At 58.9% G+C, this 22,391-nt stretch carries 19 protein-coding genes, 1 tRNA gene and 2 pseudogenes; 3 read left to right on the forward strand and 19 right to left on the reverse strand.

The window, feature by feature from the left end:
- The 3 genes from AC0V2S_RS01260 to AC0V2S_RS01270 form a co-directional block, all read right to left on the reverse strand.
- Positions 1 to 552: a Fic family protein gene (locus AC0V2S_RS01260; RefSeq protein ID WP_475508156.1), complete on the reverse strand. Its 552-nt coding sequence runs from the start codon at positions 550 to 552 to the stop codon at positions 1 to 3.
- Positions 553 to 639: 87 nt separating this feature from the next.
- Positions 640 to 1,869 (reverse strand): HD-GYP domain-containing protein, encoded by a 1,230-nt coding sequence (locus AC0V2S_RS01265; RefSeq protein WP_475508157.1) that lies wholly within the window; start codon positions 1,867 to 1,869, stop codon positions 640 to 642.
- Positions 1,870 to 2,079: 210 nt separating this feature from the next.
- Complete coding sequence (locus AC0V2S_RS01270; RefSeq protein ID WP_475508682.1) at positions 2,080 to 3,204, reverse strand: Fic family protein; 1,125 nt, start codon at positions 3,202 to 3,204, stop codon at positions 2,080 to 2,082.
- A gap of 229 nt (positions 3,205 to 3,433) precedes the next feature.
- Between AC0V2S_RS01270 and metE the strand changes: the two genes are divergently transcribed.
- Positions 3,434 to 5,728 carry a 5-methyltetrahydropteroyltriglutamate--homocysteine S-methyltransferase gene (gene metE, locus AC0V2S_RS01275; RefSeq protein ID WP_475508158.1) on the forward strand — a complete coding sequence of 765 codons (2,295 nt, stop codon included), beginning with the start codon at positions 3,434 to 3,436 and terminating at the stop codon, positions 5,726 to 5,728.
- Between the two features lie 9 nt (positions 5,729 to 5,737).
- Here the strand turns inward: metE and AC0V2S_RS01280 are convergent, their stop codons facing one another.
- Together AC0V2S_RS01280 and AC0V2S_RS01285 are read right to left on the reverse strand one after the other, a co-directional pair.
- Positions 5,738 to 6,286 (reverse strand): histidine phosphatase family protein, encoded by a 549-nt coding sequence (locus AC0V2S_RS01280; protein WP_475508159.1) that lies wholly within the window; start codon positions 6,284 to 6,286, stop codon positions 5,738 to 5,740.
- Positions 6,287 to 6,294: 8 nt separating this feature from the next.
- Positions 6,295 to 8,498: pseudogene (locus tag AC0V2S_RS01285) on the reverse strand (OsmC domain/YcaO domain-containing protein).
- Positions 8,499 to 8,736: 238 nt separating this feature from the next.
- Between AC0V2S_RS01285 and AC0V2S_RS01290 the strand changes: the two are divergent.
- On the forward strand, positions 8,737 to 9,495 hold the full coding sequence (locus tag AC0V2S_RS01290) for an EAL domain-containing protein (RefSeq protein WP_475508160.1): 759 nt from the start codon (positions 8,737 to 8,739) through the stop codon (positions 9,493 to 9,495).
- Positions 9,496 to 9,549: 54 nt separating this feature from the next.
- Here AC0V2S_RS01290 and AC0V2S_RS01295 read toward each other — a convergent pair whose 3' ends face one another.
- From AC0V2S_RS01295 to AC0V2S_RS01310, 4 genes are all read right to left on the reverse strand, one after another.
- The gene (locus AC0V2S_RS01295; RefSeq protein ID WP_475508161.1) at positions 9,550 to 9,849 is read right to left on the reverse strand and encodes a hypothetical protein; all 300 of its coding nucleotides are present in this window, start codon (positions 9,847 to 9,849) and stop codon (positions 9,550 to 9,552) included.
- A gap of 53 nt (positions 9,850 to 9,902) precedes the next feature.
- Positions 9,903 to 10,904, reverse strand: a complete 1,002-nt coding sequence (locus AC0V2S_RS01300) for a TerC family protein (RefSeq protein ID WP_475508162.1) — start codon at positions 10,902 to 10,904, stop codon at positions 9,903 to 9,905.
- Positions 10,905 to 11,082: 178 nt separating this feature from the next.
- The gene (locus tag AC0V2S_RS01305; RefSeq protein ID WP_475508163.1) at positions 11,083 to 12,105 is read right to left on the reverse strand and encodes a branched-chain amino acid aminotransferase; all 1,023 of its coding nucleotides are present in this window, start codon (positions 12,103 to 12,105) and stop codon (positions 11,083 to 11,085) included.
- Between the two features lie 243 nt (positions 12,106 to 12,348).
- A complete protein-coding gene (locus AC0V2S_RS01310) occupies positions 12,349 to 13,416 on the reverse strand; it encodes an acyltransferase family protein (RefSeq protein WP_475508164.1) in 1,068 nt (355 codons plus the stop codon).
- A 483-nt stretch (positions 13,417 to 13,899) separates the two neighbouring features.
- Here AC0V2S_RS01310 and AC0V2S_RS01315 point away from each other — a divergent pair, with 483 nt between their 5' ends.
- On the forward strand, positions 13,900 to 14,133 hold the full coding sequence (locus AC0V2S_RS01315; RefSeq protein ID WP_475508165.1) for a hypothetical protein: 234 nt from the start codon (positions 13,900 to 13,902) through the stop codon (positions 14,131 to 14,133).
- Positions 14,134 to 14,139: 6 nt separating this feature from the next.
- Here the strand turns inward: AC0V2S_RS01315 and AC0V2S_RS01320 are convergent, their stop codons facing one another.
- The 10 genes and pseudogenes from AC0V2S_RS01320 to AC0V2S_RS01365 all read right to left on the reverse strand — a co-directional run bounded on the left by AC0V2S_RS01320 (position 14,140) and on the right by AC0V2S_RS01365 (position 22,281).
- The gene (locus AC0V2S_RS01320; RefSeq protein WP_475508166.1) at positions 14,140 to 15,153 is read right to left on the reverse strand and encodes an acyltransferase family protein; all 1,014 of its coding nucleotides are present in this window, start codon (positions 15,151 to 15,153) and stop codon (positions 14,140 to 14,142) included.
- A gap of 147 nt (positions 15,154 to 15,300) precedes the next feature.
- A pseudogene (locus AC0V2S_RS01325) lies at positions 15,301 to 16,173 on the reverse strand (site-specific integrase); the annotation flags it as partial.
- A gap of 438 nt (positions 16,174 to 16,611) precedes the next feature.
- Positions 16,612 to 16,687: transfer RNA gene (locus AC0V2S_RS01330), tRNA-Thr, on the reverse strand.
- Between the two features lie 293 nt (positions 16,688 to 16,980).
- On the reverse strand, positions 16,981 to 18,198 hold the full coding sequence (locus AC0V2S_RS01335) for a methyltransferase (RefSeq protein ID WP_475508167.1): 1,218 nt from the start codon (positions 18,196 to 18,198) through the stop codon (positions 16,981 to 16,983).
- Positions 18,199 to 18,254: 56 nt separating this feature from the next.
- Complete coding sequence (locus tag AC0V2S_RS01340; RefSeq protein ID WP_475508168.1) at positions 18,255 to 18,944, reverse strand: ABC transporter permease; 690 nt, start codon at positions 18,942 to 18,944, stop codon at positions 18,255 to 18,257.
- On the reverse strand, positions 18,944 to 19,636 hold the full coding sequence (locus AC0V2S_RS01345; RefSeq protein ID WP_475508169.1) for an ABC transporter permease: 693 nt from the start codon (positions 19,634 to 19,636) through the stop codon (positions 18,944 to 18,946). Before AC0V2S_RS01345 ends, AC0V2S_RS01340 begins: the two co-directional genes overlap by 1 nt.
- Positions 19,637 to 19,812: 176 nt before the next feature.
- Positions 19,813 to 20,565 carry an ABC transporter substrate-binding protein gene (locus tag AC0V2S_RS01350; RefSeq protein ID WP_475508170.1) on the reverse strand — a complete coding sequence of 251 codons (753 nt, stop codon included), beginning with the start codon at positions 20,563 to 20,565 and terminating at the stop codon, positions 19,813 to 19,815.
- Positions 20,566 to 20,581: 16 nt separating this feature from the next.
- Complete coding sequence (locus AC0V2S_RS01355) at positions 20,582 to 21,355, reverse strand: ABC transporter ATP-binding protein (protein ID WP_475508171.1); 774 nt, start codon at positions 21,353 to 21,355, stop codon at positions 20,582 to 20,584.
- 204 nt (positions 21,356 to 21,559) lie between these two features.
- Positions 21,560 to 21,940: an NYN domain-containing protein gene (locus tag AC0V2S_RS01360; protein WP_475508172.1), complete on the reverse strand. Its 381-nt coding sequence runs from the start codon at positions 21,938 to 21,940 to the stop codon at positions 21,560 to 21,562.
- Entirely contained in the window at positions 21,904 to 22,281 is a 378-nt protein-coding gene (locus tag AC0V2S_RS01365; protein WP_475508173.1) for a PIN domain-containing protein, read from the reverse strand. The genes AC0V2S_RS01360 and AC0V2S_RS01365 overlap by 37 nt, the downstream gene beginning before the upstream one ends.
- Between the last annotated feature and the right edge of the window lie 110 nt (positions 22,282 to 22,391).

Raw genomic sequence — 22,391 nt, forward strand, 5'->3', positions numbered from 1 at the left:
TCACTCGACTTCAGACTGTTGCACGGCCCGTCCTCGTGGCGTAAGGCGGTACTTCTGCATGCGGCTGCGAGGCTTGTCGGGGATGGTCATTTCAATCAGCCCACTTTCCAGTGCGGGACGTAGGTAGGCCTCGCGAAAGTGTTCTTCGTGCCTCAGGCCAAGAGCGGCCTGTAGATCTCGGCGTTTCATTTCGCCCTGAGTCACGACTAGCAGACGTTCGACATCCTCGGTGACATCCTCGGTGACTTCCCCGGTAGACATCGATGCATCGTTCGGATCAACGCTGACAGCAGCAACCTGAACATGCGGCAACGGTCTGGGAATGACCACTTTGAATTGATTGGCGCCGACGTCGTCGACCAGTTCGATGTCTGGCCAGTCATGCAGCGCTCGCGTTATGCCGGAGCCCAACCCTCGGTAAGGCAGGATGTGCACGGCATGCCCGGTCAGGGTTGGGTTACGGCGATTGGTCGCGCCGCGGCGAATCGCATCGGTGCTCAGGCTATCGGGCAGGTGGCCCGGGCTGATGATCTCCACTCTGTCCGAGAACACCAATCAACGAATTGAGGCGCTGGTGAAGTAGTCGTCATTTTGACTGTTCGCAGCCCGATTCGGGGGCACCGCTTGCGGATAACAGTCTTACCCCACCGGCACAATCAACCCCTTGCGCCGGTAATGCTCGATATCAATGCCAAAGGCGCCCGAGTGCTCCACCGAGCGCACGCGCAGCTCTTTGCCGGCGGCGTCTTTGGGGTTGCGGGCGAGGTCTACGACGCGCTCTGGGCAGAGCATTTTGCCGGCGTCGCGTACCACCAGTAGGCGTGGTTTGAGCTTGTTGCCTGGCGGGCAGCCGATGATGATCGCCACTTCGCCGCTGCTGAGTTCGACGATTTCGCCGGCCGGGTAAATGCCGATCATGCTGATAAAGCAGCCGACGATATCTTCGTCAAAATGGCTGCCGGCGGAGTCGAACAAAATGCGCAAAGCCTCCAGGCTGGACTTGCCCTTGCTGTAGATGCGGTCGCTATTGATGGCGTCGTAGGCATCCACCACAGCAATGATCTTCGCGCTGTAGGGAATACGGCTGGCTTCCAGGCCACGTGGATAGCCTTTGCCATCCATGCGCTCATGGTGGGCGTAGGCCACGTCTACGGTGGACGGAGTGATTTGCTGGTTGCTGAGCAGCAGTTGGCGGCCGTGCTCGGAGTGCTCCTTCATCACCTGAAATTCTTCCGGCGTCAGAGCGCCCGGTTTGTTGAGGATTTCATCCGGCACTTTCAGCTTGCCTACATCATGGAGCATGCCGCACACGCCGATTTCTTCCAGCTGCAGCGGCAGCATCCCCAGCTCGCGGCCCAAGGCGATGGCGAAGATCGTTACCCGCAGCGAATGTTCGGCGGTATAGAGGTCGTTGTTCTTTATGCGCGCCAGCCACAGCAAGGCGGCGGGGTTGCGCAGAATGCTGTCGACGCACTCTTTGACCACCGCCTTTACCGCCGGCACATCCAGCTCCATACCCAGTTGCACCGCGCTGAGAATACGCACCGACTCGGCATGCGCCGTTTGCCACACCGGCAAGGCAGTCGCCAATTCCTGAAAGAAATCCACCTTGCGGATTTTGGCCTCTACTGCCGGGGCGGCGTTGTTTGTCAGCGGCTGTTCGGCTGTGCTGTGGGAGCGCTTGGCATCCACCCAGACAAACTCGCAGCTGGCCTGAACGGCGCGTAGTTCATGTTGGGTCTGCAGCAGAAAACCCTGAAACAGAAAGGCCGTCTCGGTCCAGGGACGATCCAGCTCCATGACGTACATGCCAATTTTCAGGTCGCCGACATTCACTTTTATGCGCGGATTATTCGAAGACGATGACAACGGGATACTTCCTCGGCACAAGGGCGCAGCGGCTCAACACAGCGGCCCGAAAGGGCGCGGACACCACTATGGCGTTTTACCGGACGGATTGTGTAGTGGGTATTTGCGACGTCGCGGTGGGGTAACTCGAGCCGCGACTCTTAATTTGAGGGTAGCAATACCGCAGGTGCATTGCCGGGTAATGACGAAGGCGGCCGACGGTGAGCGCTATCAGCTGTTGTCGAGCTGGTAGCGGGTACTGCGTCCGCCGCCCGGCAGGCGCTCCAGCACGCCTTTTTCCAGCAGATCAGCCAGGTGCCTCGTTGCCGTGGCCTTGCTCACTTTCGCGACAGCTTGGTATTGGGCCGCGTTGATGCCGCCCTCGAAGCCTTTCTCAGCGCCCTCCATCAGCCGGTTGATCACTTTCAACTGCTCTGCAGAAAGAAGGGTGGCGCGGTGCGTCTGCCAGAAGCGAGCGTTGTTGAGCACGCGGTCCACTGTACTCAGCGCCTGCTCGATGGCCGACAGCAGCGTTTGCAAAAACCAGATCAGCCAGCCGGTGATATCCATGCCTCCTTTCTGGGTGTGCTCAAGAATCTGGTAATAGCCTCGGCGGTTTTCGAGGATGCTGGCCGACATGGCATAGAAACGGATGGCTTGGTGTTCACCTTGTGCCAGGGCCAGATCGGTAAGGGCTCGGGTAAGACGGCCATTGCCGTCGTCAAAGGGATGCAAGGTGACGAACCAGAAGTGGGCGACACCGGCGCGTAATAGCGGGTCCAGTTGGAGCGATACGCTATTGAACCAGTCGATAAATGCCGCCAGCTGTTGTTCCAGGCCGGCGCGAGGAGGGGCTTCGAAATGCACTACGGGGCGGTCCAGCCTGCCGGAAACGACTTGCATGGGCTCTTCACCGCGTAACGCGCCCACACGAATTTGAATGGCCGACAGTGGGTTCGGTTGTTCGGGGAACAGCAAACGATGCCAATGCAGCAACCGCGTCAAACTTAACGGTTGTGCGTATTGCTGCGTCGCATCCACCATCAACTCGGCCAGGCCTTCGCTGCGAGCGGTACGGGGGTTGGTTTGCGGTTCGTCAACGCCAAGCCGGCGGGCCAGAGAAGAGCGAACGGAACTGGCATTCAATTCTTCGCCTTCAATTGCCGAGGACGTGATGATGTTTTGCAGCAGGGCATCCAGCATTCGTTGCGCTGTGAGCTCGTCGTTTATCGCGCCCATTTTTCCCAGCAATTGCCCCTGACGCTGGGTGCATTGACGCAGCAGTTGCGCAAGCTGTTCCGCTTGCCAGGTGAAGGTCGGCCACCCTTTCTGTTCCCAGATCCACTGCTGATACACCATCGCCACTTCACTCATGAGCCGATTAAAAGGTCTATTCGGCTCATTTGGTGAGCCGAATAGACAGCTTATTCGGCTCACGGGAAAATACAAGCCGCGAGTGCTACCGCGCTTATTGTCATTCGAGCATGAATTAATCTTGTGATAATCAAGAATATATTGAATTTGTCTCACTCTGTTCGGAGTGTTGAGATGTGCGCCTTGAATTTTCACTGGAGCACTCCCCCAAATGGCATTGGCCCACACCCTCGGTTTTCCCCGTATCGGTCGCGACCGCGAGCTGAAGAAAGCGCAAGAAGCCTTCTGGAAAGGTGAGCTGGATGAAGCCGGCTTGCGCGCGGTTGGCGCCGCGCTGCGTGCTCAGCATTGGCAGGTGCAAAAAGACGCGGGCATCGATCTGCTGCCGGTCGGCGATTTCGCCTGGTACGACCAGGTGCTCACCCATTCGCTCACCTTCGGCGTGGTGCCGGAGCGCTTCCGCGCGCACGACGGCAAGCTGAGCCTGCACACGCTGTTCGCCATGGCCCGTGGGGTGAGTGATAGCTGCTGTGGCGGCGCCCATGCCCAAGAAATGACCAAGTGGTTCGATACCAACTACCACTATCTGGTGCCGGAGTTTTCGGTCGAGCAGCAATTCAAACTGAGCTGGGAGCAGTTGTTCGAGGAGGTCGCCGAAGCCAAAGCGCTGGGCCACAACGTAAAGCCGGTGGTGATTGGCCCGCTTACGTACCTGTGGCTGGGCAAAACCAAAGGTGCCGATTTCGACAAGCTCGACCTGTTGGAACGCCTGTTGCCGCTGTACGGCCAGATCTTCCAGCGCCTCGCCGCCCAAGGCGTGGAGTGGGTGCAGATTGATGAGCCGATTCTGGTGCTGGATCTGCCGCAAGACTGGAAAAACGCTTTTGAGCGCGCCTACAACCTGCTGCAAAGCGAGCCGCTGAAGAAGTTGGTCGCCACTTACTTTGGCGGCCTTGAAGACAACCTTGGTGTGGCTGCGAACCTGCCGGTCGACGGGCTGCATATCGATCTGGTGCGCGCGCCGGAGCAGTTCCCGACCATTCTCGACCGCTTGCCGGCCTACAAGATTCTGTCGCTGGGCGTGGTCAACGGCCGCAACGTCTGGCGCTGTGATTTGCACAAGGCGTTGGAAGTTTTGCGCTTGGCCCATGAGCGGCTGGGTGAGCGCTTGTGGGTGGCGCCGTCTTGCTCGTTGCTACACAGCCCGGTGGATGTAAGCCGTGAAGATAAGCTGGATGCGGAGCTGAAAAGCTGGCTGGCGTTTGCCGTGCAGAAGTGCGAGGAGGTGGCGATTCTGGCCCGTGGTGTGACCGCGCCCGAAGCGCCGGATGTGCTCGATGCGTTGGCGGCCAGCAACGCCGTACAGAACAGCCGCGCCTTCTCGCCGCGTATCCATAAGCCGGCGGTGCAAGCGCGGTTGGCAGCTGTTGGCCCGCAAGACAGCCAGCGCCCGTCGCCTTTCCCGCTGCGTGCGGAGAAGCAGCGCGCCGGTCTCAACCTGCCACGTTTTCCCACGACCACCATTGGTTCGTTTCCGCAGACCACGTCCATTCGCCTGGCACGGCAGTCGTACAAGCAGGGCAAGTTGAGCCTGGCCGAATACACGGAGGCGATGCACAGCGAGATTCGTCACGCGGTGGATGTGCAGGAAAAGCTCGGCCTGGATGTGTTGGTGCATGGCGAAGCCGAGCGCAATGACATGGTCGAGTACTTTGCCGAGCAGTTGGACGGCTATGTGTTTACCCGTTTCGGCTGGGTGCAGAGTTACGGCTCGCGTTGTGTAAAACCGGCGGTGATCTACGGCGACCTGAGCCGTCCGAATGCCATGACGGTTGAATGGATTCGTTACGCCCAGGGCCTGACCAAGAAACATATGAAAGGCATGCTGACCGGCCCGGTGACCATGCTGATGTGGTCGTTCCCACGGGAAGACGTAAGCCGTGAAGTGCAGGCACGCCAACTGGCGCTGGCCATTCGTGACGAAGTGGTGGACCTGGAAAGCGCTGGCATCAAGATCGTGCAGATCGATGAAGCGGCGTTCCGCGAAGGCTTGCCGCTGCGTCAGTCGCAATGGCAGCACTACCTGGACTGGGCGACTGAGTCGTTCCGTCTGTGCGCCTCCGGCGTGCGGGATGAAACCCAGATCCATACCCATATGTGCTACAGCGAATTCAACGACGTGATCAAGGCCATCGCCGAGATGGATGCCGATGTGATCACCATCGAAACCTCGCGTTCGGATATGGAGTTGCTGGATGCCTTCGAGGCTTTCGCTTACCCGAACGAGATCGGTCCGGGGGTTTACGACATCCATTCGCCGCGCGTGCCGAGCAGTGACGAGATGGCTAATTTGCTGCGCAAAGCGGCGCAGCGGGTGCCGGCCAGTCGGTTATGGGTGAACCCGGATTGCGGGTTGAAAACGCGGGCCTGGGCGGAGACCGAAGCGGCCTTGGTAAACATGGTGGCGGCGGCGCGTAAGTTGCGCGAAGAAATTCCGGGGGCGTGATCGTAGCCTCTACAGGCGCAACCGCCACTTGCCGTAATAGCTCAGCTCCACCATCGCCAGCGGCTCGACATCGATCTGCTGGGCGCTGGCCGGCGAGCACTGCAGCACATGGGCCATGGCCGCGCGGATCACAAACGGATGGGTAATTGCCAGCCAATGTCCTGGCTGGCGAAAGCCGTCTAACCACGTCGCCACCCGAGCACATACCGCGTCCAGCGACTCCCCGCCGTGGGGCGCCGCGGCGCTGTTGTTCAGCCATTCTTCCAGCGCCCGGGCTTCGCGCTCTTGCAGGGTTTTAAGGCTGAGCCCGCGCCATTTCCCCAAGTCGCAGTCGCTCAATGTCGGCTCCAGCGTGAGGTTGCTGGCCAGCAATTCGGCGGTTTGGCGGGTGCGTAATTCCGGGCCACATAACACTCCATCGCTGCTGCCCGCGCGCAACAACAATGCACTGATCAGTTCCGGCGCCACGGCCTCGATGGCTTCGTCGTCCGCCAGCCGCCCGAGCTTTTGCGCGGGCGTTCGAGCGTGGGCGATCAGCGTCAGGCGCGTGGCTTTCATCGTGGGCGTTACTCGGTCTTGCCGCTGAAGCTGGCCCGCGCCGCGTGCAGTTTTTTATAGCTATCGACCAGGCGCAGGTGGCGATCCAGACCTTCCAGCTTGGTGCTGGTTGGCGTCAAGCCGTAGAAACGCACACTGCCTTCCACCGAGCCGATGGCGGCGTCCATGCGCTCGTTGCCGAACATCTTGCGGAAGTTGACTGTGTAGTCCTCCAGCTCCAGATCGTCGTCCAGCTGGATCTCCAGCACCACGTTCAGGGCCTGATAAAACAGGCCGCGCTCGACGGTGTTGTCGTTGTATTGCAGGAAGGCTTCGACCAGATCCTTGGCCTGATCGAACTTCTGCAGGGCAAGGTAGATGAGCAACTTCAGCTCCAGAATCGTCAGCTGACCCCAGGCGGTGTTGTCGTCGAACTCGATGCCGATCAGCGTCTTGATTTCGGTGTAGTCATCCAGCTCGCTGTGTTCCAGGCCTTTGACCAGATTGCGCAGGCCTACCTTGCTCAAACTGTGCAGGTTGAGGATGTCGGCACGAAATTGCAGGGCCTTGTTGGTGTTATCCCAGATCAGGTCTTCCACCGGATAGATTTCCGAATAGCCCGGCACCAGGATGCGGCAGCCGGTGGCGCCGAGGTGTTCGTACACGGCCATATAGGCTTCTTTGCCAAGGTCTTCGAGGATGCCGAACAGGGTCGCAGCCTCGTCGCTATTGGAGTCTTCGCCGTCGCTGGTGAAGTCCCACTCGACGAATTCGAAGTCGGCCTGGGCGCTGAAAAAGCGCCACGACACCACGCCGCTGGAGTCAATAAAGTGCTCCACGAAGTTGTTCGGCTCGGTGACCGCCAGGCCCGAGAAGGTCGGCTGCGGCAGGTCGTTCAAGCCTTCGAAGCTGCGGCCTTGGAGCAGTTCGGTCAGGCTGCGTTCCAGCGCCACTTCAAAGCTTGGGTGGGCGCCGAACGAAGCGAATACGCCGCCAGTGCGCGGGTTCATCAACGTCACGCACATCACCGGGAATTCGCCGCCCAGCGAGGCGTCTTTCACCAGCACGGGGAAGCCTTGGGCTTCGAGGCCCTGAATGCCGGCGAGTATGCCCGGTACTTGGCCAGCACCTCTTGCGGCACATCCGGCAGGGCCATTTCGCCTTCGAGGATTTCGCGTTTTACCGCGCGCTCAAAGATTTCCGACAGGCACTGCACCTGCGCTTCAGCCAGCGTATTGCCGGCGCTCATGCCGTTGCTGAGGTACAGGTTTTCGATGAGGTTGGAGGGGAAGTACACCACTTCGCCGTCGGACTGGCGCACAAACGGCAGTGAGACGATGCCGCGTTGGGTGTTGCCGGAGTTGGTGTCGTACAGGTGCGAGCCGCGCAGCTCGCCGTCGCGGTTGTAGATGGCGAGGCTGTATTCGTCGAGGATTTCTGCCGGCAGTTCGTCGTTGGCGCCGGGCTTGAACCAGCGCTCGTCCGGGTAATGCACGAACGCCGCGTTGGCGATGTCTTCGCCCCAGAACTGATCGTTATAGAAGAAGTTGCAGTTCAGCCGCTCGATAAATTCACCGAGGGCCGAGGCCAGCGCGCCTTCTTTGGTCGCGCCTTTGCCGTTGGTAAAACACATGGGCGACTGCGCATCGCGGATATGCAGCGACCACACGTTGGGCACGATATTGCGCCACGACGCGACTTCGATCTTCATGCCCAGACCCGCCAGAATGCCGGACATCGTGGCGATGGTTTCTTCCAGCGGCAGGTCTTTGCCGGCTATGTAGGTGCTGGTTTCGCTGCTCGAATCGGGCATCAGCAGGGCCTGGGCATCGGCGTCCAGGTTGTCGACTTCTTCGATGACGAACTCAGGCCCGGCCTGCACCACCTTCTTGACGGTGCAGCGGTCGATGGAGCGCAGGATGCCCTGGCGGTCTTTGGCGGAGATATCGGCGGGCAGCTCGACCTGGATCTTGAAGATCTGCTGGTAGCGGTTTTCCGGGTCGACGATGTTGTTCTGCGAGAGACGAATGTTCTCGGTGGGGATATCGCGCGTTTGGCAGTACAGCTTTACGAAGTAAGCCGCACACAGCGCCGACGAAGCCAGAAAGTAGTCGAATGGCCCGGGGGCCGAGCCGTCGCCCTTGTAGCGAATGGGCTGGTCGGCCACCACTGTGAAGTCATCGAACTTGGCTTCAAGTCGAAGGTTGTCGAGAAAATTAACCTTGATTTCCATGGGGGATTACCACAAACGCGCGAGCTGAATTGGCGGCCATTATCCGGGATTTCAACCGGAATGGGGCGTGGCGCGAAAATGGATCGGGTCCACCGGTTTCATCGCCCGGGACTGAGGCACCCCACGTAGCCTGCTATGGAACTCAACTTCCTGCGTCTGATACCGTCTAAGCACAACCTGCAAATGAAAGCCGGATCGCATTGCCGCGCGTTCTTCCACTTCCACGGATTACCCTGCCATGAGCGAACTGCCCCCCAAGCCCACTTGCGCCGCCTGCCAGGACGGTGCTGCCCTTGAATTCGATTTCAGCATGGCCTTTCAGCCCATCGTCGATATGCGCGACCGTAGTCTGTTTGCCTATGAGGCGCTGGTGCGGGGTACGGATGGCAGCGGTGCGGCGTCGATTCTGGGGCGGGTTAACGATCAGAATCGTTATGCATTCGACCAGGCGTGTCGCGTAAAGGCCGTAGAGCTGGCAAGCCAACTGGCAATGCCCTGCCTGCTAAGCATCAACTTTCTCCCCAACGCCGTGTACAAGGCGTCCACCTGCATCCGCGCCACGCTGGAGGCCGCACGCCGTTTCAACTTCCCGACCGAACGGATCATTTTCGAACTGACCGAGGGCGAGGAGCTGCAGGACAAGCAACACCTCAAAGACATCATCAACGAGTACCACAAGCATCAATTCCGCACCGCCATCGACGACTTTGGCGCAGGTTATGCGGGGCTGAACCTGCTGGCCGAATTTCAGCCGGACATCATCAAGCTGGACATGGCGCTGGTGCGCGATATCGACACCCATACCGTGCGCCAGGCGATTGTGCAGGGCATTCTCGGCGTGTGCCGGGCACTTGATATCGAGGTGATTGCCGAGGGTATCGAGTCGGTGGGTGAGCTGCGCTACCTGCACGGCTTGGGCATCAATCTGTTTCAAGGCTACCTGTTTGCCCGCCCTGCGTTTGAGGCGCTGCCGGCGGTGGACTGGCCGACGCTATGAACGGCTCAGCCCAGGACGAGTAACCAGGAACGCAGCATGGGCAGCTGTCGCGGTTTATGTTTCCACACCTTCCGCCGGTAAAACTGTTGGCGCCTGCGTATCGGGTTTTGCCGGGGCATCGTCTTTCTGCTCTGCCGGCTTGCCCAGCAGTTCATTGGCCGACTTCTGCACCTTGTCGATCTGCTCGTTCAGTGCTGTGACGGTTTCGCCAATGGCTTCCTTGGCCACTTCCTGCGCCGCCGCTGCAGCCTTGTCAGAGAGTTTTTCCGCGGAGTCCTGGGCGAGGTCGCAGCCGCTCAGGCTCAAGCCAACCAGGGCAATCAGCGTGAGCACGGCGAACGGGGATGTATTCATAGAGTTTCTCCTTCGGTGTCGGCCGCCCCGTTATGCCAGGGCGGTCCGGCGTTTCAATTTGGGTCGGATTGGGTGTCGGCCGGTGCGTCGTTGCGGGTCTTCCACATCGACAACAACACGCCGCCAAGCAATAGCCCGACGGTGACGCTCAAGGAAATTACCGGCGGGGTTTTACCGATGATGCCCACCAGGAAAATCTTGCAGCCGATAAACACCAGCACCAGAGCCAGGGCGTATTTGAGGTAGGCGAAGCGGTGAATCATCGCCGCGAGGGCGAAGTACAAGGCACGCAAGCCGAGGATGGCGAAGATGTTCGAGGTGTAGACGATGAAGGGGTCCTGGGTGATGGCGAAAATCGCCGGCACGCTGTCGACGGCGAACACCAGGTCAGCGCATTCGATCAGCACCAGGGCCAGAAACAACGGCGTGGCCCAGACCACCGTGCGGCCTTCGGCGTTCGGCTGGCGCACAAAGAAGTGGCCCTCGTGCAAACGGTCGGTGACGCGCATGCGGCGACGGAGGAATTTCACCAGCGGGTTCTGCGCAAGGTCGGGGTGATCGTCGACCTTGCTGAACAGCATCTTCACACCTGTGATCAGCAGGAAGGCGCCGAAGAGATAGAGAATCCAGCTGAACTCGGCGATTAGCGCGGCGCCCAGGCCGATCATCAGCGCGCGCAGCACAATCACCCCGAGAATGCCCCAGAACAGCACCTCGTGTTGGTACTTACGGGGAATGGCCAGGAAGCTGAAGATCATCGCCATCAGGAATACGTTGTCCATCGACAACGATTTCTCGATCAGAAAGCCGGTGTAGTAATCCATGCCGGCGTCGCCGCCTTTTACCTGCCACACCCACAGGCCGAACAGCAGGCCAGCGGTGATATAGCCGGCGGACAGCAGCAGGCTTTCCTTCACGCCGATTTCGCGATGCTCACGGTGAAGCACCCCGAGGTCGAAGACCAGCAGGCTGATAACGATGGAGATAAAGACGAGCCACAACCAGGTGGCGGTGCCGAGGAATTCGGCCATGAAGAACGGTTCTAGGGTGCTCATGAGGCCCCTCCTAAGTCGAGTTGTACAAACTGCAACTCCGACATGGCAGCTTTAGAAAGCTGTCAGAGGGCCCGGCGTCGCCGCGACAATTTAGCAGGCGATGCCAGGCACTCAAGCGTTGACTCATTGCAAAGTGTCTCAGCGCGCCCAGCATGTGAATGCCCGGCGCGCTGCGCAATTACACTTTTACGATCCAGCCAGCAGGCGCTTCCACGTCGCCGCACTGGATGCCAGTGAGCTCGCGGTACAGGCGCTGAATAACCGGGCCAACTTCGGTGCGGCTGTGGAACACGTGCAAGTTGTCGCCAAACTGGATGCCGCCAATCGGCGTGATCACGGCAGCGGTGCCGCAAGCGCCGGCTTCTTTGAAACGCTCCAGCTCATCGATACGCACATCGCCTTCGCTGACCTTGAGGTTCAGGCGATCACGTGCCAGCTCCATCAGCGACAGACGGGTGATACCCGGCAGTACCGACGAAGAACGCGGCGTGACGAATTCGTCGTCGCGGGTGATGGCGAAGAAGTTGGCCGAGCCCACTTCCTCGATTTTGCTGTGGCTCGACGGGTCCAGGTAAATGCAATCGGCGAAGCCTTGTTCTTTGGCTTCTGCGCCCGGCATCAGGCTGGCGGCGTAGTTGCCACCAACTTTTGCGGCGCCGGTGCCGTTGGGGGCCGCGCGGTCATAGCCGGAAATCACGAAGTCGTGCGGGGTCATGCCGCCCTTGAAGTAGGCGCCGACCGGAATGCAGAACACGCTGAAGATAAATTCCGGCGCGGTACGCACGCCGATGTTCTCGCCAACGCCGATCACGAACGGACGCAGGTACAGCGCGCCGCCGGAGCCGTACGGCGGAATGAAACGCTCGTTCGCCTTGACCACCTGGCGGCACGCTTCGATGAACTGTTCGCTGGATACCTGTGGCATCAACAGGCGACCGCAACTGCGCTGCATACGCAGAGCGTTCTGGTCGGGGCGGAACAAGTTGATCGAACCGTCTTTGCAGCGGTAGGCCTTCAAGCCTTCAAAACACTGCTGGCCGTAATGCAGGGCGGTGGAGCCTTCGTTGATATGCAGCGTGGAGTCTTCGGTCAGGGTGCCGCCATCCCACTGGCCATCGCGCCAATGGGACAGATAACGGAGGTCGGTTTTTACGTAGCTGAAGCCCAGTGTGCTCCAGTCGATGCTAGTGGTTTCGCCCATGATGATCTCGTTGGGTAATTACGGAGAGTCGGCAACTGGCTGCCGGTGGTTGTGCAGGCTGGCGTCATAGTTTGCCGACGCGAGCCATCACCGTCTGTGTCTGCGTGGCGATATCGCGCCGAACAACCTGGCCATGAACCGCCATTGGAATCTGTCTAGACAGAAAAAGAAAGTCTGCAAGACAGACCGTTCGGGAAAATGCTCCGCACCCATGCCGAGGCGCCGAAGCAGAATCCGGCCGCGTTAAGCCACTTTCCGGCGAGCGGACCAGGGCTTTCGGTATTGCAGCGCTAACAGCGGGCGCTCCAGCCAGCGGTGTACCAGATAGCCGGCGACGCAGGTCGCAATAGTGGCGAACACCACAAAAACCAGATGGTTGATCCAGCTTGGCGAGGTGAAGAGCCGACCCCAGACTCGGCCCAGCGCAGAAATCGCGAAGATGTGGGAGAGATAGAGCGAGTACGAGGAGTCGCCCAGCCGCAGCAGCCACGTCGGCAAATGCAACCGCCCCTGGGCTTCCAGCATGACGGTGCCAGCGATAAGCAGCAGGCCCGTGCCACCAAAACAGCCAATTTGCGTCCACGGACCCAGTGTCGCCGGCCCCTCGGCCGGCAGTAGTGCGGCGGAGCTCACGGCGAGGACCACACCACTTATCACAAGCGGCCAGGCCAGCGTTGCGGGAATGCGATGCCAGTAGAGACCCAGGAAGGCGCCGGCAATGAACTCGTAAGTCATCGGGCTGGTTGCCACGTAAAGTGCGTAAGGGGTGTCCGCCTGCAGCATTGAGCTCCCCACGGCGATAGCGGTTCCCCACGCAATTAAGTAGAGGGGAATAAAGCGCTCCGGCACCAGGGCGATGGCTATCGCGAATACGAGATAAAAATAGGCCTCGTAAACCAAGGTCCAACCTACGCTGAGGATCGGCATTTGCCTGTCCGGGATCAGCAGATACGAAGCCAGCACACTCTGGTTCGCGTACGAGCTGTTAACCATGGAGGGCACGATGGCCATCAACACCACAACCACGGTCGTGAAAATCCAGTACAGCGGTAAAACGCGCCATGCCCGTTTACCGAGAAACGTGCCGGCGGCCGCTGCGCCGGTATAGCGGCCGGCGGTGATGGTGGTCATTAAAAAACCGGACAGCACGAAGAACAGGTCAACCCCTGCCGAGCCATAACGAGCAATTTCGTCGAGAAAGGCGGTGCCTTGCAGATACTTGAATTCCACGATTCGCAGGTGGAACAGTACGACCGCCAATGCGGCGATTCCGCGCAGGCCTTGCAGTGAATCGAACCGAAGCTTATCCATCGAACTACCGCTCCTTGAGGGGCTGTCATTCTAACCACAGTCGCGATGTTGATCAGGCTGATAGCAAGGCGAGCAACCCACTCCGGTAAAAACGCCAGCCAACAAAAAAGGCCTTCGATTTCTCGAAGGCCTTTCTTTTATATGGTGCCGGCACCAGGAATCGAACCCGGGACCTACTGATTACAAGTAAAGTGCTTCAAAATTACAAATCAATGACCTACGTGATTCCTTGTTACGTGCTGGCACTTAAGAGTGCCCGTTAAACGGGGGCTCTAGCACGATTGTTACGTGGGGTTTGCCCGATATATGGGGCGCGACAACACCCAGGCGGTCTGTCATTTGGAATGTCGGGGCAGCGCAGTTTTGGGGCTGCGGGATGGAATCCAGTGCTGACGGGGTTGTTGCCCAGACCAGATATTCTTCCCAAGTGAAACCTAGGTGTACATGCAGTTCCAGACTCACACCGGCCAAGTTGACCGACCAATGCCGTACGGCCCAGAGGGTAACAGTCTGCTCTGGAGCTGCTGTTCCTGGCAACTCGGCTTGAACGTGCTGCAGGTGCTGTGGGACCTGCTGGACCTGGCGGAGCAGATGAACCTGCAAATTGCGGGTCACGTTCATGGCACCAGTCCGGCGCCGACAAACGCCGGCGACTTCAGCGCCGACGTCGCAAAAGCCACCCTGCTTAGTGGCACGTTGAACCCCATCACTGCCTGACGACAATTAGGCCTCTGCCCCTGACACGGTCGGTCGGTGGGGGCTTTTTGCAAAGGCCAAGGCCGGTTTCTCGATGCAGAACCAAGACAACGTTGCCAGCAGCGTCGTCACGCAAGCGGCAGCAGCCATCGATGGATAAAACCCCAAGCCGGTGCAGTTGATCATTAACTGCTGGACCGGGAAGGCGTACAGATAGAGGCCGTACGAAATGTCGAATCTGCCGCAGACGATCCGGTCGGTAAACATGGTGCCAAGGGTGAGTATGGCCAAGCTGAAGCCGACACTTGATGCCAACAACGGCAGGAAGCCGACAACCGCGGCTCCCATCAGCAGGAATCCCGTCCCGGCAAGAATCGCCCTCAATTTGAAGCTGCCTAGCACGCCCCGGTGAAACGCCAGTGTTGCCCCTACGAAGAAGCCAATGCAAACGGATGTTTGAATAGCGACCTTGCCCGCCAGGGCGTGGTTAAGCGATGTGCTGGCAATGTTCAATGCACAGAAGCCCAGCAAAATGAGCAATGGCACCACTGGACGACGCACTAGGCTTAGCGCTAGTGCAACGAGGATATATAAGCCGAACTCGAACTTGAGGGTCCATAGGCTGCCGTTAAGGGTCTCCTTGAATACGAACCCGTGGGTCACTGCGTCGATGTCCGCTCGGCCGAATGCCGATATCTGTAAAAACTTCACCAGCGCTTCCTTGCTGCCAGCCGTGGCCAGGAACGCGTCGCTGTATACGCCCCACACCCCGTACACCATCACAAATGCGCAGACGACGAGTGCCGGGAAGATCCGAGCGGCGCGCTTGACTGCGTAGCTCTGGAGCGAGGATCGCAGAAAGCTTTGGGTAACGAGGTAGCCCGAAATGGCGAAGAACGCCAGAACAGCGAAGCCGCCTAGCGAGTTGATGCCCTGCAGGGCTGGCTCGGCTTGCCCGGATAATGCGAAATGGTGGCTCACGAGCACCATCAGCGCAGCGATATGCCTGATCAGATCGAAAGAATTGTGGCGGTTCAGCACTTCCCAGCTCCTTTGGCGTGATTTCCTTAAGGACGCATTATGCATGCGCCGCCGGACGAAACTGGCTTCGGCAAAAAAACGACTGAGAAAAACACTTATGGCCTATCTGCGATATTGCGCATACCACCACTATCCGTGTGCACTTTGCTAGTCGGCAGACGGCGAAACGATAGGGACGCTGTGGTCGTAAACGTCCATCATTGATCCATCGCGGTGTCCGCTGGCCTCTTGCTTGTCTGCGCGGTTTCCAGGGGTGTCGGTGATACCTCGGCGTTTTAAATCATGCAGCGCGAAGCGATCCGCGCTGGCTAAAACGCCGGCCTCGATGGCTTTTGTGATGAACCTTTGCCAGGCGGTGTCCAGACTGGTTTTTTGCAACGCCCCACCATGCGAAGCCACGATGATGAACCGCCGCTCCGCCAGGATAGGCATAGGCGCTTTGGTTCGCGCCCATACCTTGGCCCGATAGGCTTTGGCTCCATCCCACGCGGCCCGCAGGCGGGGAGTCCAGCGGACCACGTTGTCGCGGCTACCCTTGCGCCGATTGGTCAGCACCCCTTCTTCCAATTCGTTGGCGTCGCTCAACGTCACCGTCTCGATACCCCGCAGGCGGCACAGATAGCCAAGCTCCATAACGTAGGAAAGGTATTCAGGGCACGCACCTGGTTGGCCGCGCGTCAGTTGGCCCAATTCGCGTGCTCGGGCAATTAAAAGGGCCATCACCGCCGGTTTGGGCAAGCGGCGTTGCTTACGCTCGACAGGCGCCTCTATGCCCAGGGCTGGGTTTACATCGAGAAATCCGCGGTTCCGTCCCCACTGCATGACTCGCCGTAGGTAACGCAACGCGTGTGCTGCTTTGGAGGGGGTGCCTTCGTCGGCGATGCGGTCGACTACCCGCTGTATGAGTGCCGAGGTGAACTTGCGTACTGCGAGGTCGCCCAAGGGTTTGTCCAGCTTGGTGGGAATGCCGAGCAGCACGTCGCGGGAGTATTCGTAGTCGCTCTGGGTGTTGAGGCTTAAGGGGGGCTTTTTGAGAAAAGAGTAATTTCGGTGATCTGTGGTTAGACCGCCTCTGGAGGCCGCGCCGTTTGGGGCTTCGCGAATTACAAAAATGGGTAACAAGTAGGTAATAGAAAAAGTAATTTCCCGTAAGCATCTGATTTATAAGGCATTTAATGGGTCCGAATATCACCCTATAAAAGAGTAATCAGATTACTTGTATGTTACTTAGAAATTACTTTTTGGCTGTGCGGAAAGCCAGGGAATTCAACGGCTTGCGTCGTATTACGGAGGGAGGTTACTAAAATTACTCTTTTTGCAGCCCCCCCCACTACCTGAAAACTTCAGATCGTATACGGGGCGCGTGCGCAGATGCGCGAAGGGAAATGCTTGTTACGCGGCTTGTTACGTATGACCGCAGGGCTTGCTAATGAATCAGGCTGCAAGCCTTGGGAAATATGGTGCCGGCACCAGGAATCGAACCCGGGACCTACTGATTACAAGTCAGTTGCTCTACCAGCTGAGCTATACCGGCATTTCAGGGCCGCCATTATATCCATTAGAAGCGGCGAGTAAAGGCCTGATCTGCGGTCGTTTTTTGCGTCTGTTCACGTCGTCCGGAATAGGCTTATGCACAATCGTGAGGCGCTATAGCAGAGGGCGACTGTTTTTTGTGCGGTACTTGACACAACTCGGTAACTCGCTGGTTTTATTGAGTATTTCTGTGTGATTAAAAAATAAACAGATATCTGCAAGCCTTGCTGCGTATAGGTTTGCCAAGGTTGCCCAGAAACTATCAACAGAGTTATCCACAGATTGTGTGGGCAACTATTGGCGCTCAGCGAGAAGCATCAGGTTGCGCGGGCTGACATGGCTTACACAGAACTCACCCAGGCGCACGGAGTAGCCGTGTTGCTGCAAAAATAATGCGCGATCGAGCAGCAGCCACAGCTCTAGCGGCCGGCGAAACAGGCCGCGCAGCAGTTCCAGGTTGCGGACTTCGGCCAGGCGTTGCTCGCCGCGTTGTTCCAGATCGGCCCAATCGTAATGGTCGGGAGCAGGCAGCCCTTTGAGTTGCGCCAGATCGCGGCAGTAGTCGGCGAAATCTTTATGCAGCCAGGCGACGGGCAGCGATGGCGTCGGCAGATACTCATCAAGTCCGCGCAATTCCCGTTGCAATAGATCGAAGGCCAGTCGACGAGCCATGGAGGTGTCGCGCTGCCGGCGAATACGCGCGCCAGCGGTGACGGTTTCGCTTAACGGCACACCCAGATCATCTTCCGATAACTGCAACGCGGAAGCCTGAGCGGCTGTGGATAACGGCTGGTAGTGCGGGCCGGCGATACGGTTGTAGCAGCAGGGCGCTACGGCCAGTTGTCCACAACCGGCGGCGCTGGCCAGTTGCAGTAGCCGTACATGCAAATCGCCGCAAGCATGCAGCGCTACCGGGGTGTGTTCGGCGTGGAGTTGCGTGGCGGCATCCGGCGCGAGAACGTCCTGTTCGATGTGTCGGCTATGCAGGCCTCGCCGTGCGCTTAGTTGGGCACCAGCGGCGACCAGCGCGGGGTCGTATTCCAGGCAGGTGAGGGGCGCGCCGTCCTGAGCGAGCAGTTGTCCCAGGTGGCCTTTTCCCGAGCACCAGTCCAGCCAGTGTTGTGTGGGTTTGCCAAAACTCAGGCAATTGGCGAATGCCTGAATCTGCTCCCACTTGCGACCCGGAATATCCACAGCAAAGTTAGCGGGCAGCGCTTCACGCGCGTGGGTTGCCAATGCCCCGACGGCCGCCAGCTTGGCAGACAAAGCCGCCAGCTCCGTAAAGGGCGCCGGCGCCTGCAATAACTCAGGATGGTTATGCGCCGCCTCTGCATCGGCCAGTGATCGGCTGCGCAACCAAGCGGCCAGCTCCGGATGCTGTTCTTCCCACGGCAAACGCAGATGGGTAAATGGCCGCGGCCGCCACAGGTTCTGGTGACGCAGCAGAAAGCCGTCCAGCGCCTGAAAGCGTGGCAGCAAGTCTGAGTCGGTGAGAAAGGTGGCGTCGGTCATGGCAAAGGCTTCTAGCAGTGGTAACTGCCCCTGCGGCGCATGGGCAGTCGCCTATTCTAGCGGCCTTGGGTGGCGTCTACGCGCAACCAGCGTTCCAGCAGCTTGAAGCCTTTGACCAGCACAAAGGCAATTGCCAGGTAGAACAAGCCAGCGGCAAAGAAGATCTCCACCGGCAGGTAAGTGCGGGCAATGATGGTGCGCGCCATGCCGGTGAGCTCCAGCAGGGTGATGGTGCTGGCCAGGGCGCTGGCCTTGAGCATCAGGATCACTTCGTTGCTATACGCCGGCAAACCGATGCGTGCCGCGCGCGGCAAAATAATATGCAGCATGGCCTGCGCCCGCGACATACCCAGCGCCCGCGCCGCTTCCACTTCGCCATTGGGCACGGCCTGAATGGCTCCGCGCAGAATCTCGGCGATATAGGCGGCGGTGTGCAGTGTCATGGTGAGCACCGCACACCAATACGGATCGCGCAGGTACGGCCACAGCGGCCCCTGGCGCACGGCGTCAAACTGGGCCGCGCCGTAGTACACGAGAAACAGCTGAACAAGCAGCGGCGTGCCACGGAAGAAGAAGATGTAGCCGTAGGGCAGGGCGCGTACGTACCAGTGGCGCGAGGCGCGGGCGATGCCCATCGGCAGCGCCAGAATCAGCCCGGCGATAACGGCGAAAGCCACCAGCTCAAGGGTCAGAATCGCGCCATCAAACAGGCGCGGCAGGTATTTGATAATGACGTCCCAGTTCATCACGTGCTCCTTACGAAGCCGCGGCTGGCGCGTCTTTCAACAAAATACATGGCGGTCATGGCGATCACGGTCAGGCCCAGGTAGATAAAGGCCGCCACCAGGAAAAAGGTAAAGGGTTCCTTGCTGGAGGTGACTGCAATCTGCGAGCGGCGCATCAGCTCTTCCAGACCAATCACCGACACCAGCGCGGTGTCTTTCATCAAAATCATAAAGAGGTTGCCCAGACCCGGCAGGGCGATGCGCCACATCTGCGGCAGGATAATCCGCCAGAACGTGCGTCCTTTGGACAAGCCCAGCGCTTGACCGGCTTCGCGGTGGCCACGGGGAATGGCGAGGATCGCGCCACGAAATACTTCGGTGGCGTACGAGCCAAAGCACAGGCCCAAGGCGATGGTGCCGGCGGCAAAGGCGCTCAGCTCCAGACCTTCCACGCCGATGGCTTCACCGATGCTGCGCATCATGTTTACGGTGCCGAAATAGATCAGCAACACCCACAGCAGCTCGGGAATTCCGCGCACCAGGGTTGAATACGTGCCGCCAAGCCATTGCAGCGGCTTGTGCGGAGAAGTCTTGGCCAATGCGCCGAGGAGGCCGAGCACCAGACCCAAACACAGCGCGCTAAGCGCCAGCTTGATGGTCATTAGCGTGCCGGCCAGCAGAGCGGGGCCGAATCCATGAAGATCAAAGATCATATGTTCGCCTGCGATCATCTGGTCGTCGGCCATGCGGCGTTGAAACCGCGGCTCACATGCTCACGTACTACAGTACGCTGCGCTGTTCGCCGCGATTTCGCCTTGCCTGGCTCTAGCCCAGAAGATCTTGAGTTGCGTATCTCGAACAAGCCGCCCAGAAGGGCGGCTTGAGCAGATCAATAGATGCTGAAGGGGAAATATTTGTCGTTGATCTTTTTGTACGTGCCGTCAGCCACGATTTCTTTCAACGCCGCATTCAACTTCTCACGCAGCGGATCGTTCTTGCGCACGGCAATGGCGATCTTGTCGTTGTCGAATACCGGCTCGCCTTTGAATTCGAAGCCTTTGCCGGTTTCGCTCTTCAGCCATTCCCAGTTCACGAATTTGTCAGCCAGCACGCCATCCAAACGGCCGGATGCCAGGTCGAGGTAGGCGTTTTCCTGGGTGTCGTAGAGCTTGATATCGACAATATCGGCCATGTTGTCTTCCAGCCACGTACCGGCGATGGTCGCGCGCTGAGCACCGATGACTTTGCCTTTCAGCGCAGCCTTGTCGGTGCTGAAGGGTTTGTCTTTGGCGGCAATGAACTGCAGCTTGTTGGTGTAGTAGGGGTCGGTGAAATCGACAGCGCCTTTGCGTTCTTCGGTGATCGACATCGATGCGGCGAGGAAGTCGAACTTCTTGGCGTTCAGGGCCGGGATGATGCCGTCCCAGTCGGAAGTCACCACGTCGCACTCGGCCTTCATCTTGGCGCACAGGGCCTGGGCGATTTCGACGTCGAAGCCGCCGACCTGGCCGCTGGCGTCGATAAGGTTGAACGGTGGGTAGGCGCCTTCGGTGCCGATCTTCAGTTTGTCAGCGGCGACGGCACCAGTGCCGAACGCCAGGGTAGCGGCCGCGGCCAGCAGGATCTTTTTGTAGTTCTGCATGGGGTATTGCTCCGTGTTAGCGATTGCTGGACATGAATTGCTTGCAGCGCGCCGAGTTCGGGTTGGTAAACACCTGCTCGGGCGATCCTTGTTCTTCTACCAGGCCCTGGTGCAAAAACACCACTTCACTGGACACCTGACGGGCGAAATTCATTTCGTGGGTGACCAGCAGCATGGTGCGGCCTTCCTCGGCGAGCGCACGAATCACGTTCAGCACTTCCTGGACCATCTCGGGGTCGAGTGCCGAGGTGGGCTCGTCGAACAGAATGACTTTAGGTTGCATTGCCAACGTACGCGCGATGGCCGCGCGCTGCTGCTGACCGCCGGACAATTGCGCGGGGTAAACATGGCGCTTGTCGCCGATGCCCACTTTGGCCAGCAGCGCTTCCGCGCGCTCGGTGGCCTCGGCCTTGCTCAGCCCCAACACGCGACGCGGCGCCTCGATGATGTTGTCGAGCACCGACATATGCGGCCACAAATTGAAGTTCTGGAACACGAAGCCGATTTCGCTGCGCAGGCGATTGATCTGCTTGTTGTCGGCCGCCACCAGCTCGCCATTCTTGGCGGCCTTGAGCTTGATCTCTTCGCCGGCCACGAGAATCTGGCCCTGGTGCGGGTTTTCCAACAGATTGATGCAACGCAGAAAGGTCGATTTGCCAGAACCGGAAGAACCGAGGATCGAAATCACATCGCCATCGCGGGCCGTAAGCGAGATGCCTTTGAGCACCTCAAGGTCGCCGTAGCGTTTATGTAAATTGCGAATCTCAAGCGCGGGCGTAGCCTCGGCCATGGGGTGTCCTCTTGTTCTTCGGGTGCGCTGAATGCGGCGACTTTCCTGGCGAGGCTGCAACCTAGCATAGCGCCGGAACAGCAGCCAAGACTGGCAAAGAGGCTATTTAGCCGCACGCCGGAGTGGTGTCGCATCAGTGCAAGTGGCTGGCGCGAGGATGCAAAAGGCGAACTGATTCTGGTTGATGTGTAGGAAAGTAGGTGCTCAGGCGGCAGGTTTGATCCGGGCCGCCGGTCTGGGACACGTCGAGCGAAGACCGTCGATATGCTCCATGAGACTCTCTGGAATGCTTTGCCACATTGGGTCGAGGATGAAATCGATCCCTTCGCGCCGCGCCATTTTAGCAGCAGGCACAAAGTCAGCGTCCCCCGCGAACAACACGATTTGATCCACCTGTTTCTTAAAGGACAGCGACGCCACGTCCACGCCAATTCGCATATCAACGCCTTTCTGTTTGGTGTCGATGCGCACGTCATCAGCGGTCAAGTTGGCCGCTTCGATCTGCCCTTTAAGCAGCATGGCGATCTTGTCCGGTTTGATCGTCCACTTCACATCCTTGGATAAATGGCCCAGACGCAGAGCCACCTTGCGCTTTTGCGTAGGCGATTGTGAAGCTCGGTGCGGAACAGGGCTTCTTTGGACTTGGAAAGGTCGATCAGCTGTTTTGTGATCGGATTGTGTTGTTTGTTCGTTAGGGGCGGGCAGTCGTAGAAAAAGATTCTGTACAGCTCGCGTCGTATCGGTTGGAGGTGCACAGCATTTGGATTCAAAACGAGAGCTGCATTGCGCAGTTTAGGAATGAGGTGAGCTGTTGCCCAACGGTGAACAAGATCGGCTGCGCGCTCAGCGTTATAGGCGTTGTCAGGTTCAATTTGCCGGAAGCGCTTAATGAAATAGGCGCCATCGACCAGAATCGCTGTAGTCATCCTTAACTCCAGAAAGCGAAACGCCCAAGGGTTCGGCGCGTCCTGGATAGAGTGGACGGCTTACTGCCATGGGCGGGATGTGCGGAGGTTAGGCTTGGCCGGATAACGGG

Source organism: Pseudomonas sp. CC11G (genome assembly GCF_056174845.1).

Coding starts and splice junctions, on each gene's coding strand:
- AC0V2S_RS01290 (WP_475508160.1), top strand. CDS start 8,737: ATGAGCGAACTGCCCCCCAAGCCCACTTGCGCCGCCTGCCAGGACGGT.
- AC0V2S_RS01305 (WP_475508163.1), bottom strand. CDS start 12,105: ATGGGCGAAACCACTAGCATCGACTGGAGCACACTGGGCTTCAGCTAC.
- AC0V2S_RS01315 (WP_475508165.1), top strand. CDS start 13,900: ATGCCGTACGGCCCAGAGGGTAACAGTCTGCTCTGGAGCTGCTGTTCC.
- AC0V2S_RS01280 (WP_475508159.1), bottom strand. CDS start 6,286: ATGAAAGCCACGCGCCTGACGCTGATCGCCCACGCTCGAACGCCCGCG.
- AC0V2S_RS01350 (WP_475508170.1), bottom strand. CDS start 20,565: ATGCAGAACTACAAAAAGATCCTGCTGGCCGCGGCCGCTACCCTGGCG.
- AC0V2S_RS01340 (WP_475508168.1), bottom strand. CDS start 18,944: ATGAACTGGGACGTCATTATCAAATACCTGCCGCGCCTGTTTGATGGC.
- AC0V2S_RS01310 (WP_475508164.1), bottom strand. CDS start 13,416: ATGGATAAGCTTCGGTTCGATTCACTGCAAGGCCTGCGCGGAATCGCC.
- AC0V2S_RS01365 (WP_475508173.1), bottom strand. CDS start 22,281: ATGACTACAGCGATTCTGGTCGATGGCGCCTATTTCATTAAGCGCTTC.
- AC0V2S_RS01345 (WP_475508169.1), bottom strand. CDS start 19,636: ATGATCTTTGATCTTCATGGATTCGGCCCCGCTCTGCTGGCCGGCACG.
- AC0V2S_RS01300 (WP_475508162.1), bottom strand. CDS start 10,904: ATGAGCACCCTAGAACCGTTCTTCATGGCCGAATTCCTCGGCACCGCC.
- AC0V2S_RS01355 (WP_475508171.1), bottom strand. CDS start 21,355: ATGGCCGAGGCTACGCCCGCGCTTGAGATTCGCAATTTACATAAACGC.
- AC0V2S_RS01295 (WP_475508161.1), bottom strand. CDS start 9,849: ATGAATACATCCCCGTTCGCCGTGCTCACGCTGATTGCCCTGGTTGGC.
- metE (WP_475508158.1), top strand. CDS start 3,434: ATGGCATTGGCCCACACCCTCGGTTTTCCCCGTATCGGTCGCGACCGC.
- AC0V2S_RS01335 (WP_475508167.1), bottom strand. CDS start 18,198: ATGACCGACGCCACCTTTCTCACCGACTCAGACTTGCTGCCACGCTTT.